The organism is Mycetocola tolaasinivorans (genome assembly GCF_003667565.1).
GTDB lineage: Bacteria > Actinomycetota > Actinomycetes > Actinomycetales > Microbacteriaceae > Mycetocola > Mycetocola tolaasinivorans.
Genome location: NZ_RCUX01000007.1, coordinates 1 through 14,812 on the forward strand (window position 1 = coordinate 1; position 14,812 = coordinate 14,812).

General features: G+C 65.0%; 10 protein-coding genes and 1 tRNA gene. 3 read left to right on the plus strand and 8 right to left on the minus strand.

Annotation, left to right across the window (positions count from 1 at the left end; genetic code table 11):
- Positions 1-238 precede the first annotated feature (238 nt).
- Positions 239-1,324: an SIS domain-containing protein gene (locus D9V32_RS09860; RefSeq protein ID WP_121648749.1), complete on the minus strand. Its 1,086-nt coding sequence runs from the start codon at positions 1,322-1,324 to the stop codon at positions 239-241.
- Positions 1,325-1,452: 128 nt separating this feature from the next.
- Here D9V32_RS09860 and D9V32_RS09865 point away from each other — a divergent pair, with 128 nt between their 5' ends.
- Positions 1,453-2,490: an LLM class flavin-dependent oxidoreductase gene (locus D9V32_RS09865; RefSeq protein ID WP_121648750.1), complete on the plus strand. Its 1,038-nt coding sequence runs from the start codon at positions 1,453-1,455 to the stop codon at positions 2,488-2,490.
- A 95-nt stretch (positions 2,491-2,585) separates the two neighbouring features.
- Here the strand turns inward: D9V32_RS09865 and D9V32_RS09870 are convergent, their stop codons facing one another.
- The 7 genes from D9V32_RS09870 to D9V32_RS09900 form a co-directional block, all read right to left on the minus strand.
- Positions 2,586-8,594 carry a DUF5979 domain-containing protein gene (locus D9V32_RS09870; RefSeq protein ID WP_121648751.1) on the minus strand — a complete coding sequence of 2,003 codons (6,009 nt, stop codon included), beginning with the start codon at positions 8,592-8,594 and terminating at the stop codon, positions 2,586-2,588.
- Positions 8,595-9,155: 561 nt separating this feature from the next.
- Positions 9,156-9,644, minus strand: coding sequence for a peptidase inhibitor family I36 protein (locus D9V32_RS09875; RefSeq protein ID WP_121648752.1), 489 nt, complete (start codon positions 9,642-9,644; stop codon positions 9,156-9,158).
- Between the two features lie 12 nt (positions 9,645-9,656).
- Positions 9,657-10,676 (minus strand): hypothetical protein, encoded by a 1,020-nt coding sequence (locus D9V32_RS09880; protein WP_121648753.1) that lies wholly within the window; start codon positions 10,674-10,676, stop codon positions 9,657-9,659.
- A complete protein-coding gene (locus D9V32_RS09885; RefSeq protein ID WP_121648754.1) occupies positions 10,673-11,191 on the minus strand; it encodes an RNA polymerase sigma factor in 519 nt (172 codons plus the stop codon). The genes D9V32_RS09880 and D9V32_RS09885 overlap by 4 nt, the downstream gene beginning before the upstream one ends.
- 96 nt (positions 11,192-11,287) lie before the next feature.
- Positions 11,288-11,923 (minus strand): ATP-binding cassette domain-containing protein, encoded by a 636-nt coding sequence (locus tag D9V32_RS09890; RefSeq protein ID WP_121648755.1) that lies wholly within the window; start codon positions 11,921-11,923, stop codon positions 11,288-11,290.
- Between the two features lie 31 nt (positions 11,924-11,954).
- Complete coding sequence (locus D9V32_RS09895) at positions 11,955-12,770, minus strand: hypothetical protein (protein WP_147440441.1); 816 nt, start codon at positions 12,768-12,770, stop codon at positions 11,955-11,957.
- A 426-nt stretch (positions 12,771-13,196) separates the two neighbouring features.
- Positions 13,197-13,279 (minus strand) — tRNA-Leu (locus D9V32_RS09900).
- A gap of 288 nt (positions 13,280-13,567) precedes the next feature.
- Between D9V32_RS09900 and D9V32_RS09905 the strand changes: the two genes are divergently transcribed.
- On the plus strand, positions 13,568-14,287 hold the full coding sequence (locus tag D9V32_RS09905; RefSeq protein ID WP_121648757.1) for an FHA domain-containing protein: 720 nt from the start codon (positions 13,568-13,570) through the stop codon (positions 14,285-14,287).
- The gene (locus D9V32_RS09910) at positions 14,284-14,811 is read left to right on the plus strand and encodes an FHA domain-containing protein FhaB/FipA (protein ID WP_121648758.1); all 528 of its coding nucleotides are present in this window, start codon (positions 14,284-14,286) and stop codon (positions 14,809-14,811) included. Before D9V32_RS09905 ends, D9V32_RS09910 begins: the two co-directional genes overlap by 4 nt.
- The last annotated feature ends 1 nt before the right edge of the window (position 14,812 follow it).

Here is a 14,812-nt window from a genome sequence, read left to right on the forward strand (position 1 = left end):
GAACAAGTCCGGCGTGTTGAAAGTGTGGGGATGATCCCGCTTGAGGCCGGCCGCTCTAGCGAGCCGCACCTTTGGGGTGATGAGTATTACTTTACGCAGGTTCCACAGTTCGGGCAAATCGAGCCCGTTTAATGGCGTGTCGCCCGGCTCCTCCGCGGAAATACGCGGGTCCCCCGCATTTCGACTTCTCGACGGGGCGTCTCGGGTCGTAAATGAGGGGGATCGCGAGGGTGCACACCTAGGTGGTCAGCGTGACCTTGTTGAGCCCCGCCGGGGAGTCCGGATCGAGTCCGCGCTCGATCGCCAACTCCAGCGCCAGCTGCTGAAGGGGAATCGTCTCCAGGAGGGGTACCCCACCCATCGGCACCTGCGGCAACGTGATGTGCGCGGCGGCGAAGGGCAGCACTCCCCCACCCACCTCGAGGACGTCCGCACCCAGGGCGTGTGCCTTTTCGGCAAACTCAATGACCGAGTCCCGACCCAGGGCAGTCCCGGTGAGCACGATGGCCACGGTGCCCGGAGTGACCTGACCCAGCGGGCCGTGAATGGCGTCGGCGGCACTCCACCCGGAGGCCGCGATCGCGTTGGTCTCCATCAGCTTGAGCGCACCCTCACGAGCGGAGGACATAGAAACCCCGCGGCCCACCACGATGACGCGCTCCCGACCGGCGAGGAGCGCGCGAGCGTCCGCATATCCCGCGGGGGCGGCCAGAAACGCCTCGGCCTCGTCGGCGAGGAGGTCCACCCGGGGTTCAATCGCCGCCCACTCCTCCCCCGCAGCTCGCAGCACAATCAGCACCAGCGCGAGGAGCGAGGACGTATAGGTCTTGGTGGCGGCCACCGAGAGCTCGGGGCCCGCGGACAGGTCCACGGCCACGCTGGCAAGCTCAGCCAGGGGGCTCCCTGGGTTGTTGGTGAGGCTGAGCACCGGGGTGCCGCCATCGCGGATCGATTCCACCGTGGCGATCAGATCCGGCGAGCGCCCCGACTGCGAGATGGCGATGGCCAGCGCCCCGGGGTAACGCAGCTGTGGGGCACCGGGGTGCACGCTGGCAGGGGTGGCGAGTGCCACCGGGATTCCGAGCACCGCGTGAATGAGGTACTGAGCGTAGTTAGCCGCGTGATCGCTCGATCCCCGCGCAACCATGACGATCAGTTCGGGCTTGCCCTCGGTGATCAGCGCGGCCGCGGCGTCGATCTGTTCCCGAGAGTTTCGCACCAGTTCGCGCCATCGCTGCGGCTGTTCGGCGATTTCGGCACGCATCAGCGCGCCGGGCACACGCACGTCGTTGTTCGAGGCATCCGGCTTGTTCTTCAGTGACATGTGACCCAGGCTATATTCTGTGCGCCGCCGGCGGGAAGGGCAGTTTTTAGGCCCCGGGAATAGAATCGGCGCGATACGGTTATTGTATGCAAATGCATTGATTTGATTCGATCAAGGAGACCCCCACCATGAGCACACCCCTCGAGCTTGGACTCGACACCTTCGGAGACAGCACCGTGGCCGCCGATGGCACCCGCCTGAGCGACGCGGAGGTTATCCGGAACGTGGTCGCACAGGGCGTCCTCGCCGACCGGGTGGGCGTCGACTTCTTCGGCATCGGCGAGCACCACCGCGATGACTTCGCCGTGAGCGCCCCGGACATGATCCTCGCGGCCCTCGCCGGCCAGACCTCCCGCATCAAGCTGGGTACCGCCGTCACCGTACTCAGCAGCGATGACCCCATTCGCGTGTACGAGCGCTTCGCGACCCTCGACGCCCTGTCCAACGGGCGCGCCGAGGTCATCCTCGGGCGCGGATCCTTCACCGAGTCCTTCCCGCTGTTCGGCTATGACCTCGCCGACTATGAAACCCTGTTCTCCGAAAAGCTCGACCTCTTTGCCGCGCTGCGCACCGAGGAGCCGGTCACGTGGTCCGGCACCATCCGCCCGGCGCTGAAGGATCAGCGGGTATTCCCGCGCACGGAGAAGGGTTCGGTGACGAGCTGGATCGGCGTGGGCGGCTCCCCCGAATCGGTGGTGCGCTCGGTCGAGTACGGCATCCCGATGACCCTCGCGATCATCGGCGGCGACCCTGCCCGCTTCGTGCCCTACGTGGACCTCTACCGCCGCGCACAGGCGCAGGTGGGCGTCTCGGGCATGCCGCTGGGCGTGCACTCCCCCGGCCACATCGCCGCAACCGATGAGCAGGCCATCGAGGAGCTGTGGCCCCACCAGGAGGTCATGCGCAACCGCATCGGCGTCGAGCGTGGCTGGCCCAAAATCACCATGGACGAGTACCGCTCGGAGATCCAGACCGGTTCGCTCTACGTGGGCTCCCCCGACACCGTGGCCACGAAGATCGCCAAGACCGTGAAGCTGCTGGGCACCGACCGCTTCGACCTCAAGTACGCCACCGGCACCATGCCGCACGAGCAGCTGATGTCGAGCATCGAGCTCTACGGCACCGAGGTGATCCCGCGGGTGCGCGCGATCCTCGAGTGCGACTAGCACTCGGGCACCATCGCACAAACACAAACTCCCCCTCCACGCGCACTGCGTGAAGGGGGAGTTTTGTGTTCTACCGGGGGTGAATCCCCACCGGGCTACCGCTCGGTGTGCGGATTCCGCCGGCGCCGAATCAGCAGGAAGGCACCGGCCAGGAGGAGCGCGGTTCCACCCGCGAGCCAGCCGGTGGCGTCCGTACCGGTGTGCGGCAGATCGGGCTTACCGGGCGGGGCCGGGGGCGTGGTCGGGTCCACCGGAGGGTTCGACGGGTCCACCGGAGGCTTCGAGGGCTCCACCGGAGGCTTCGAGGGCTCCACCGGAGGCTTCGAGGGCTCCACCGGAGGCTTCGAGGGCTCCACCGGCGGGGCGGCGAAGGTGTTCACCGCGGTGATCGACAGGGCCTGCGGCTTGTCGTCGCTCCCCCGCGTCACCACGGCGGCGTTCTCGAATGAATCGTGGTTCACCTTCTTCGACTTTGCTCCACCGGCATCCGTCTCGGTTCCGAAACAGTGCGCACCCAGCGGCAGCAGGCGCGCGGCACCCGAGGCGTCGGACAGCGTGACCGTCTCTCCGCCACGAATCTTGACGGTTTCGGAGAGCACCGTGGAGCGCTCCCCCGACTCCTCCACCTGGCAGACAACCTGGATCTCGAATTGCCGATTCTTGACGGCCGCAATGCCCCGCTCGTCACCCGCAAGAGACTTGCTGACGCTGATGGTTCCGGCCGAGTAGCGGTTGGTCAACGAGGCCACAACCGGCCCCGAGGTCCAGGTCTCCGGATCCCAGGGGATGGTGACGTGAACCGGTGCGGCGGCGTCATCCGCCCCGCCCCGTCCGGTCTCGGTGATGTCACACTCGGTGGATGCCGGGAACGGCCCAATCTCCTCGGAGAGAATGTCGGTCGCACCGGCGGTCACGTTGAGGTTCACCGTGCGGTTGTACACTTCGGCGTCGTTGTGCGTACACACCACGGCAAACGAGAGCGTCTTTCCGCCGGCAAACGGCTGGACACCGGCACCCTCGAGAAGCTTGCGAATCTGCAGGGTTCCCTGCGGCAGCTCGAACGTGTTGACCGCCGAAACCGTGAGGCTCTGGAGGTCCTTCGAGTTGCCCGCGGTCACGCGGATGCCACGCTCAAAGGTGTCGTGCGAGATCGAGACGGAGGTGGCCCCGCCGTTATCGGTCTCCTCGAGGTAGCAGGAGGCCCCGACCGGGAGCGATACCGGATCGCCCTCGGCGTTGGTCAGCCTCTGCGTCTCGCCACCGCGCAGCGCTACCGTGCGCGATACCAGGACGGCTCGGGTGTCGCCCTCGGCTACGGCACAGGTGACCAGCAGCGCGAAGTCGCGATCGGCAACCGCCGCGATCGCCGTGGGATCACCCGCGAGGGTCTTCGCCACGGTGATGGTGCCGGCCGAGTAGTAGTTTGTCAGCGATGCGGTGACCTCACCCGAGGTCCACGTGCTGGCATTCCACGGAATCTGCACCGTCGTCGGGGTGGCAGCGCTGTCTGCACCACCCGTACCCGTCTCGGTAACGACGCAGGAACTCGATGCCGGCAGGCCGGTGATGGCCTCCGACGTGGCCGAAGTGGCACCGCGTTCAATCGGCAGACTCACGGTGTCGTTGTACACCTCCTCGCCCTCAAAGGTACAGACGACGGCGAAGCTCAGCTCCTTACCTCCGGCGAACGGTGCAACTCCGGTGCCCTCAAGCATCTTGTGGATAACCAGCGAACCGGTCGGCACCACGAAGTTGTTGGTCACCGAGAACGCGAGGTTCCCAGCCGTGGCACCCGTGGTCGCGGTCACCTTCAGGCCGGTAGCGAAAGAATCGTTCGCGCTAGTCACCGTCGTCGCACCGCCGGTGTCGGTTTCCTCCACGAAGCAGGTGGCACCGAGCGGCACGAACACCGGCTGACCGCCGGCGGTACGCAACTGCACGGTGTCGCCACCGGCCAGGGTCACGGTCTGGTGGAGAAGCGGCGTCTCGTCATCCGCGGTCATCTGGCAGGTGACCGCAACCTCGAAGGTCTTGCCACTCACCGCGGCGAGCGCCGTCTCCCCACCGGTCACGGTCTTCGATACGGAGATCGTGGCCGCCGAGTAGTAGTTGGTGAGCTCGGCCGACACCGGGGTAGCGGAGTGCGTGACGGTGACCGTCACCGGCGCAGCGGCGGCATCGGCCGACCCCGCTCCGGTCTCGGTAACCACACAGCTCGCGAGGGCCGGCAGCGGGCTGATGGCCTCCGAGGACACCTCGGTGGCACCCGCCTCGACGCCGATCGTGACGGTGTCGTTGTATACCTCGGTACCGTCCAGGGTGCACACCACCGAGAAGGTGAGGTCGGTGCCACCCGCGAAGGGTGCAACGCCCGGCCCACTCAGCGTCTTATTGATGATCAGCCCACCATTTTGCAGGAGGCCGGCATCGATGCTGAGATCGTCCGAGTTCCGATCCAGGTGAATCGGATCGGAGGCACCGGTGGTCACATCCGCGTCCGAATCCAGCAGCGGATCCGTGCCCGCATGCTTCGTGGTGAAGGGCTCACCATTCGGGGCGGCAAACGTGACCGTGTATCCGGCCGGACCAGCGCTGCGCAGGCCCGAGAACAGGTACTTCCCGTTCGCCCCGGTGGTGGTTGTCGCCGATACCGGGTTACCCAGGTCGTCCTGCCCACTCAGCGTCACGCGAGCGCCCGAAACGGGCGGCTCGGCTGCCGAGTTAAAGGTGTCCTGAACGCCATTTCGGTTGAGGTCCCACCACACGGTGTCGCCGATCGAGGAGGAAATCACGGTTTCCGGGCGGGCCAGGGGGCCCACCTTGTAGGTGAGGCCCTCGGCCGCGGCCATGACACGGTTGACGTAGACGTCACCGGCACGGTTGCCGATACCGACGGTCTGCACCTCGGCCTCGATCACGTCACCGGAGAGATATGTTCCGGTTTTCTTGACGCGAATCGCGGTGACCTGAGCGGCATCCGTCGGGCACACCCCCTCGCCGGAGACAACCGTTCCCTGGCTCGGAGCATCACACCACGCGGTGGATCCCCCCGCGGCGTTGGTGGCGTGGGTGGGATCAAGTTCGACCCCGGCGGCCGCCGTGTACAGGATGCGTGTGGAGGTGGGATCGCCCGCGGTGAGCGTTGCCCTCTGGAACGTCTGGGTTCCGTTGAAGGAGGTGCCGGCCTGGTCCTGCACCGGCAGAACATCGATGATGTCCGGGTTGGTGATGTTACCGGCGCTTCCCTGCAGGGTGTTGGTCAGGCGGATCAGCCAGCGGTTGGGCTCGGTGGTGGCCTGGCCCGCACGGTTCGCCTGCACCACCGGGGTGAGCGCAATCTTCTGAAGCTTCACTCCCCGTGGGTTAGCCACGGTGATCTCGGCCTGATCCGTGCGCAGCTCTTCCGGCGAGGGGTCCACCGGGGAGGACGCCACCACGGTGTTCTGGCTTGCGCCATCGGGCGCGGTCGGCGAAACCTCGACCGTGAGGATGATCGGTTCGATCGGGGTGTTAATCTCATGCGCAGGCAGTACCCAGCGAATGTAGGTTTGGTCGGGCCCGCAGGCGGCTCGGTGCGCATCGGCGGGGGTTGACCCAAAGGTCACGAGAGAGGGGGCGAGGGAGGCCCGCGAGTAGGTCTGCGAGTCGGGCAGGCAGTCCTCAACCCAGACGTCGGCCAGAATACCGGTGACCGGCACGCCCGCGGTCAGCGTGGGCTCCAGTTGGTACTGAACCACGTCGTTTCCGGTGGCCGCCGGAGGCGTCTTTGAATACTTTCCCTCCTCGCCCTTTCTGACGTTCTTCGTGACCCGCACCTGTGCCTTCGACAGGATCAGGCGATCGCCCTGATTACCGGTGGGGGCGTTCTCACGCGCGACACCGGGGACATAGTTCGACCTCTGCCACGCGCTCGCGGTGCTTGCAAGCAGCTCCTGGAGGGAGAGTTCCGCATCCTTGACGGTTTTGGTACCCATCCAGTTGGGGATGATGGTGCCAACCGGATCGGTGCTGTCTGCCACCCGCATGCTCACCGAGATGATGGCCTGGGTGGAGTTGAAGTTGGTGAACGACGTCCCGTTCGGTTCGGGCATCACCAGGTGCGCACGAATGCGACCGACGGCGGTGTAGATACCCTGCTCGGCCTGGGCCGGGTCGTTTCCGGGGACCAGCGCGGGGTCATCAAACCACGGCCCCTGGGGGTCGTCACAGGCCGAGTCCGCCGCGCTCACGGCCCGCTTTGCCGCGTACTGCACGGTCAGCGGCGGTGTTTCCGCCAGGGTACTGGCGTCAAGGGTCTTCGTCGAGGCACCAGGAACGTTGTTATAACCGGAGATCCAAACGGCCTTTCCCCCCGAGGGAACCCTCTGATACGGGGTCAGCGTGGATCCGGGGATCGCAGCGGCTCGCAGGTGGAGCTTGGTGTTGTCCCAGGCATCACAGACCACACTCGAGATTTTTGCGGGTGCCACGGGGTTGGAACCGACCACGGTGAGGGCGGAGATCACGTTCTGGGTGTCAACCACGGCAATATCGCCGCTGCCCATCCGTGCTCCACCGGGAGGACCCTCATACTGAATACCGAAGTAGGCGGGCGCCAGGTTGTTCCTTTCGCCCGGCACACCCACAAATGCCTTACCGTAGCCTCCGCCGATCTCGAGCGAGAGGTTGCCGGTGCGGTAGTCGTTCCAGTGCAGATCCGGGTACTTCGTTGACTGCCGGCCGGGCTGATCCGCGCTCGTCTGGACGTCATCCTTGGTAAAGCCATTAACCTTCAGGTTCTTCAACACGTTCTTGGTGAAGAGCGTGGTCTTCCCGTTAGTGGTCGTACCAAAATCCCGCACCGTTGCGACCGGGATATAGGCGATAACAGCGCTGGAAACCGCGATTGCCGTGTTACCGGGGATCGCCTTACCGGCGGCGATTTTGGGGAACGTGCGCAGCGACCAGTCGGCCTTCGAGATGGTCACGTGAGCGACCTGACCCGGACCGCTCTGAGCCACCGACCCGGTACCCGAGTCTCGTGCGGAGTTCTGCGCGTTGATGTTCGCATCGGTGATCTTGTTGTTGGGGCCGTCGAGGCCTCCCTGGCTGTATGCCAGCCGCACACCGTACTTGGCAGGATCCGCGTTGATGCGGGCGTGCTGTTCCGGAGTGAGGTTCGGGAAGAAGCTTTCCGCGGTGACATCCTCATCAAAGGTCACGTCTCCGACGGCGGGCATGGCGCCCTTACCGCCGGCGGGACTGGACATCTGGAGCGAGTACACGGACGAGAAGCACACCGTGTTCTGATCCCAGGGGCAGGGTGCCGACTGGCCGATTCTCGAGGCACCGCTGTCTTCGGTCAGGGCATAGCCGTTCTTCGAGATGTCCCACATGAGTCGGGCGGAGGCGGTCACGGTGGTGTCGGTCAGGTCGGCCGCAACGGGAGCGGGGAAGTCCTTGGCGGTGATGCTGGCGGCCGTGATCGGCAGCTGGGCGTCGTTGTGAACGTAGTTCAGCACCGTGGCGGTGATGTTGACCTTATCGGAGGTTGCCTCCTTCTCACCCAGGTTGCAGGTCAGCGTCTGCTCCTTGAGCTCATTCACCGAGGTGGCGGAGATCGGCAGTGCCGGGTTTCCGGCGGTGGCTGGGATCAGGCTGGACCCGGGCGTCAGACAGTACCCGGGAATGCCCGAGATCTCCATGCCCCGGGGGAAGGTGATGGACCAGGTGAGGTTTTCGGCGCTACCGCTCGGTACCGCATATTCCACCTCATAGGTGACCGTGTCGTTGACACGAACGATGCCGTTATGGGCACCGGTGTCGTTGCCTGGACCGGAGGCCGCATCAAAATCAGGCGTTCCATCACTGGCGACACGAACGCTCATTTCCAGGGTGGGGGGAGCCGCCAGTGCGGCCTGCGGGGCCTTCTTCGCGGGGGTTTTCTGTGCGGGGGTTTTCTGTGCGGGGGCGTTTTGAGATTCGGAGGGGGACGGTGTGGGCGCCTCGGGCGCTGCCCACGCGATTCCTCCGGGCACCATGGCAAGCACGAGGCTCAGCGAAAGGGTGGCTGCCGCCACCTCACCGATTCTGCGCCGCCGGGTCGGGTTCCCGGTCTTCGGCATTTCTGGTCCATTTCTGTTCTGCGGCCGACGCGTGGTGGCGCTGCGCTCGTCACGAACATGCCGGGGTCGGGCGTGCGGACACGGCCGACCCCGGGGCACGCGAGTTGCGCACGGGGCCCTCTCTGGCCCGGCTCCCAGTCGCGTCGGGGGGAAAACACGGTGGGAACACCTGGGTAATTAACCCAAAATCGGTCGTTATGCAATAGACCCTAGCATTCGCACAATGCACACGTCAGGATCTTTTTTCACCCGGCCCGAGGCCCCCAAATAGCGCCCGTGCCGCTGGCACACGCGAAGCGAATCGGAGGAGAAATACGTACCCCGCCTGCCCCGGCCCGTTCCCCGCCATTACGCGGAAAACAGGGGAATGATGTGCCTCGTTTCACCCGGAGCGGTGACGTGAGTTTTTCCAATATCGAGCGAACACTCGTTTTTACGTACCCTCATTTGGGGGCAATGAGCGACGGTCCGACACTCCGCTACCCGATCGCTCCGAGGCCGACACACATAAAAAAATCCCCTCCCGCGCGACCATGCGCGGAAGGGGATTTTCGAGGGGTGCTAGCAGCCGACGCGGGTGACCTTTGCGTTGGTGTTGACGTAGTCTCCCGCGCTCACAATGACGTTCGGCGTGGTGCCGTTGAACCCGAAGGCGAGGCCGGAGTTCCGGGCATTCGCGATCGAGCGAACCGGGCTACCCAGCGGAGAAACCGAGTTTGCGGCGGTGCAGCTCGTGAAGATGATGCGCGATCCGGTCTGGTTCACCCCGGTGTAGGCACACATGTTGCCGGTGGCACAGGAACCCACGGCGAACGTGCTAAATCCGGTGCTGGCCTCATCAACAATGGTCAGGATGGCTTCGCCGCCACCCCAGGTCACCTCACCCGGGCCGGTCTGCACTCCACCCGGGAACTCGACGAGAACCCGGTCGACGCGCGCCTGAATCGCGTCGGCTCCGGCCGGGGCAGCGGCGCTTGCGGCGGTCGCTCCACCAAACAGCAGGGCGGCGAGCAGAGCGGTGCCGGAGAGGAGGCGAGTGCTGAGTTTCATGTGTTTCCCTTTCTAATACCAGGCGGTGTAGTCAATGACCGCCGGTGCCGTGAGATCGCGACGATCGGATCCCGTGTACACGCTCTCATGCGCGATGACTCCCCGCGTCGGGGTGACGATGAGAACGTCACGCATGTTTCCCGCATCCCGAGTCTCGGAGCTGAGGCTCGTGCCCGCACGCCCCAATCGGTCGGTCACGGTGCCGTCGACCCGCAGGTCCGGCAGGGTGGAGATAAATCGAAGCAGCTCCGACTGCTGCAGCGCGGTCAGCGTCCGTTCTGACAGCAGCGTACGAACCGCGCTGAGGTAGTCGCCGGTTGTGGCCGAGGCATCAAGCGCCTGACCGGCGCGCAGGTACGCCCCCCAGTCAGTCACCCCCGCGGGGTCTGCAAAGAAGAAGGGATACTGGCCCGCGGCAAAGGTGCGCTGCTTTATCAGGGCACCCGCCGCCTCCCCCGAGGTGCCCGGGGGAAGACGCCCGGCAGAGTCCGCCCGGCCGAGGGCGCGAATCTGCAGTGCGGTGGTGCCGTTTGCATAAAACTCAATGTCGGAACGCTCCGGCTCAATGGTCTGCGGCGGATTATCCGGCCGGAACTCCAGGGCCCAGTACTGCGAACGCACACGGTGGGTGTCCACCGGCACGGACCGCACCAGCAGGTTTGAGCTGACCGATTCCAGCAGTTTCTGCGGGGTCACATCGAGCGGCTCCGCGACAAGTTGGGCGGGCGTCTCTGCCCGGGCAGCGGTGGAGCTGCCCGGCCAGAGCGACACCGAGGTGGCGGTAATCCCCAGTACCGCCACGAGGGACGCGGCAATCGCAAGCGAGGGTACCCGGAACCAGCGATTGCGTGCAGCGCGTTCCGCGGTCGTACCCCGGGCCCTAAGACCCGTGCGATTGTGAACTGTTTCGCCGGCGAGCTGCACCCGGGCCAGGACCGCGAGGTCCCGCTCATCAAGTGGCGCGTCCAGCGGGGTGATGGCCGGATCAATCCGGGCCATCAGCCCCACGAGCGAATCATTCCCCGTGTTCATGTGCGTCCCCCATTCTCGGTTGTAGCGACGGGTGGCTCATCCAGCAGGGTGCGGAGCTTCTTCCGCGCCCGGCTGAGGATCGCCCAGGCTGAGGTCACGGAGCAGGAAAGAGCAACCGCAACCTCTGCGGCCCCTAGTCCCTCCCAGTAGGTCAGCATTACCGCTTCGCGTTCCCGTTCCGTGAGTTTCAACAGTGAGCGAGAGAGTGCAATGCGATCCAACTCATCGGTTTCCTCTACCCGTTCCGCGAGAACCCGTTCCAGGGTCCCCTCGACCGCGAGACGGCGTTCCGCGGATCGGTAGTGGTCACTGATTTTGTTGGCGGCAACCCGGTACAGCCAGGGCAACTCGATCGAGTCTCCCTGTTGGTGCCGTACCCATGCGGCCGCAAACGTCTCGGCCGCGATGTCTTCGGCGAGCGCAGCGTTTGGCACGCGGCGCTCGGCATAGCGACGAACAAGTACGTAGTTCACCCGGAACACGTGCTCGAATGCCTCTACCCGCTGCCTAGTCATTCACTCAGTTCTGTATAGCCCCGTTGTCGCCTCCCAACACGTCTATCGGACGGGGAAGCATTTCCTGACATTTAATCTGAAAATCGTCGAGCGCGCTCAGATTGCCGTCACGGTTTCGGCATCAATGCGCAGCTCACGGGTGGAAAGCGCCCGAATATCCGCGGGAACCTCGCCCGAGATAACGATTGTCACACCGGTGTTCACGAGATCCTGCAGAATGCCGACAAGGCGCTCGGAGACCGTGGAGGGCAGAAGCCGGAACGGCTCGTCGAGGATCAGCACGCGCGGATTCTCCATCAGTGCCTGGGCGAGCGCCAACTGCTGGCGCATCGCCGGGGTGTACTGAAAAACCGGGAGCGCAAGGGTCGGATCAAGTTCCAACAGGCGCATGGTGTCATGAATCTGTTCCTCGCTCACGAGGCGCCGGATCAGGGCGAGTTCGCGCAGGTTCTGCACCCCGGTACGACGGGCGATGAAGCGTGGGCGATCGATGATGATCCCGAAGCTCTCGGGAAGCGTCTGTCCGAAGGTGAGATACGCGGAATCGATCGTCACGGTTCCGCTGTCGGGCACCGCGAGGCCGCACAGGAGACGCAACAGCTGAGTCTTCCCCACTCCCTCGACACCGGAAACCAGGGTGAGCGTGCCGGGTTCGATGCCGAATGAGACGTCGCGGAACAGCCGCACGCCCCGGAATGACTTGGATACCTGGGAGACGGTTACAACGGGCATTCGTCATGCCCCCTCGGAGAGGACACGGCCATTAGACCAGGCCGTCGGCGTTCTTCGGGGTGGCCCGCCAGATCGCGGCCAGGATGAGAATGCCGGCGGCCACCAGCGCGGCGGCGGGCGCGAAGATTGGTGCCCCGACGAGCTCGGCATCGTGCAGAGCGCTGAAGGGAGCGACGATGTTCATCCAGCCGAGCGATGCCGGGATCAGGTATCCGACCACCGCGGCCAGGATTACCGTCGGAAACATCAGCAGGTAGACGCGGCGGCCGGTCCAGGCCAGAAGCGTGGCGAGGCTGCAGAACACCAGGGTTGAGGCGAACAGCCCGAGGAGCCCCAGATAGAACGTCGAGGTTTCGGTGGTGAGCATGCTGATCGGCTGGTCAAGGATCGCCGCCCCGAGGATGAGCACAACCCCCACCCCCACCGCGAAGGCGGCAATGTGCGGGATCTCCCGCGTCACGATGGATCCCGTCCAGCGCCGATAGCTTCCGTGGCGCAGCGCGGCGTAGATGCCGAGCTCGCCCGCGGTGTCCTCGGTCCGGACCAGATAGGCGATCGCGTACCCCACCGGAAGTAGGAGCGCTAGGAGATAGGAGCCGATCGGGCCGTATGCCCCGGCAAAGAACGCCTCCGTGAGCCCCACCTGCTGAGACTGCGCGGTCGCATGCGCGAAGAGTACGGAAACCAGGGCCGTGCCCTGGAGCAGGATGGTCGCTCCCGACCGTCCCACCAGGAAGGCTCGCAATCCGGCCGCCGTGCCCCGCCAGTTTTCCCGGCGAAGCATCCCCTCGGCGACCGGATCGCGGGTATCCGAAACACCAAGCATCGACCTCATGCTCTCGGTCACGGCCACGCTCCCCCTGCGCGGAACCACCCCGAGGCCTCCCCAAGGGGTGCAATTCACGCGTCACCCTGTATATCGCCCGAACGGGGGGATCCTGACAATCAGTATTGAAATTTTTTCGGACGGCTCGAGCCGCGATACCCGCGGAGAACTCCCGGGTTCAGAAACAGATGGCGTTTCAGGTGATCGCGGTCGCGATCCGAAACCAGTGCGAGGTCGGCGGGATCCTCGAAGTGATCTCTGATGGTGTCAACGCCCGTAGGCGAAGATAATCAGACCGTAACGAGGCTCGATGACGCCGGCAACCACGGGCTCGTGCTCACCGGGCAGCCAGGTCCAGACGTATACGCGCTTAGCAGTCATCGTCGACGTCATCCGAACAACGCAAAAGGCCCGGTTCTATTTCTAGAACCGGGCCTTTATCAATTGTGCGCGAGGGGGGACTTGAACCCCCACGCCCTTACGGGCACTGGCACCTGAAGCCAGCGCGTCTGCCATTCCGCCACTCGCGCAATTGACACACTTTCGTGTATTCGTTCCGCACTTCCGTGCGGACTTCATGAGATTATCACAGCGTTTACGCGGTTCCCTAATCGAGGGACATTCTCCGCGCACGGTGGGCGTGTCGACCCGTGGTTTCGCGGGTTTTGGTGCCGCAGAGGCGACAAAAGGGCCGCGAAATAGCCACCAAAAGGATGAAATTCAACCCATTCTCGCGCGCCCAGAGATGCCAGGTTCAGACTCGCCGACTAACATGGGCCTAGCCGATCGGCACCTAAACCAACACCCCGGGGAGATCTGTGGGCATTCTGGACAGTTTCGAAAAGGGTCTTGAGCGCGCCGTAAATGGCGCGTTCGCGAAGACCTTTCGTTCGGGATTGCAGCCGGTGGAAATCTCCTCGGCGCTGAAACGCGAGCTCGATACCACCGCCGCGGTGGTCAGCCGCGACCGCATCCTCGCCGCGAACACCTTCGCCGTGTATCTCTCCCCCACCGACTATGAGCGCATGTCGAAGATGGGCCGCGCGCTCGTTGATGAGCTCGTCACCATCGTGCAGAAGTACGGCAGGGCGCAGGGCTACACCTTCGCCGGACCGGTCAGCGTCGTGCTGCGTCCCGAGAACGGCCTCAGCGAGGGCATCATGCGCGTTGACACCGAAGACCCCCAGACCGACGTCGTCTGGCTCCCCGCACTCGATATTGCCGGGCAGCGGTACCCGCTCTCGCGCAGCCGCACCGTCATTGGCCGCGGCTCCGACGCCGATATTACGATCGCCGATCCGGGTACCTCGCGGCGCCACGTCGAAATCCTCTGGGACGGCTCGCGTGCCCAGGTGCACGACCTCGGATCCACCAACGGCTCGGAACTCAACGGCCAGCGCGTGACCCAGGCCCTCCTGGAAGACGGTGCCGTGATTCAGATCGGCCGCACCCAGATTACCTATCGCCTCCTGGCACAGTCCGCTCCGAACCCGGCCGGACGCTCGACGCAAGACGGATTCTGGGGGACCCCCGAATGAGTGATCTCACCCTTCTCGTCCTCCGGCTCGGATTCTTGATCCTGCTGTGGCTCTTCGTCTTTGCGGTGGTCTACGCCCTGCGCTCCGACCTCTTCGGTCGCACCGGCAAGAAGCCCGCTCCCCGCGTCGCGGCCGCCGCACCGACCCCCGCACCCGCACCGCGCCGGGCCGCCCCGCGACCCGCGGCACCGGCACCCACGCCGGCACCGGGCGGGCGCACCCGTGCCACGATCCACACCTGCGACCGGCTGGTCATCACCTCGGGACCGCGTACCGGTCAGGATCGCCCGCTCGGCACCGGCCCGCTGAGTATCGGCCGCTCCTCGGATTCGGATCTGATCCTCAAGGACGACTACACCTCGACCCACCACGCGCGACTCCTGCTCTGGGGCGAAGAGTGGATGCTCCAGGATCTCGACTCCACTAACGGCACGTTCCTCGAGGGTAAACGCGTCTCTGCTCCCACCCCGATCCACCTGGGTGACGTCATCAAGGTGGGAGCCACCACCTTCGAGCTGCGGTGAT

Bases quoted from the DNA above. Each gene is read 5' to 3' on its own strand.
- D9V32_RS09860 (WP_121648749.1), bottom strand. From the start codon at position 1,324: ATGTCACTGAAGAACAAGCCGGATGCCTCGAACAACGACGTGCGTGTG.
- D9V32_RS09870 (WP_121648751.1), bottom strand. From the start codon at position 8,594: ATGCCGAAGACCGGGAACCCGACCCGGCGGCGCAGAATCGGTGAGGTG.
- D9V32_RS09885 (WP_121648754.1), bottom strand. From the start codon at position 11,191: ATGACTAGGCAGCGGGTAGAGGCATTCGAGCACGTGTTCCGGGTGAAC.
- D9V32_RS09865 (WP_121648750.1), top strand. From the start codon at position 1,453: ATGAGCACACCCCTCGAGCTTGGACTCGACACCTTCGGAGACAGCACC.
- D9V32_RS09890 (WP_121648755.1), bottom strand. From the start codon at position 11,923: ATGCCCGTTGTAACCGTCTCCCAGGTATCCAAGTCATTCCGGGGCGTG.
- D9V32_RS09880 (WP_121648753.1), bottom strand. From the start codon at position 10,676: ATGAACACGGGGAATGATTCGCTCGTGGGGCTGATGGCCCGGATTGAT.
- D9V32_RS09875 (WP_121648752.1), bottom strand. From the start codon at position 9,644: ATGAAACTCAGCACTCGCCTCCTCTCCGGCACCGCTCTGCTCGCCGCC.
- D9V32_RS09910 (WP_121648758.1), top strand. From the start codon at position 14,284: ATGAGTGATCTCACCCTTCTCGTCCTCCGGCTCGGATTCTTGATCCTG.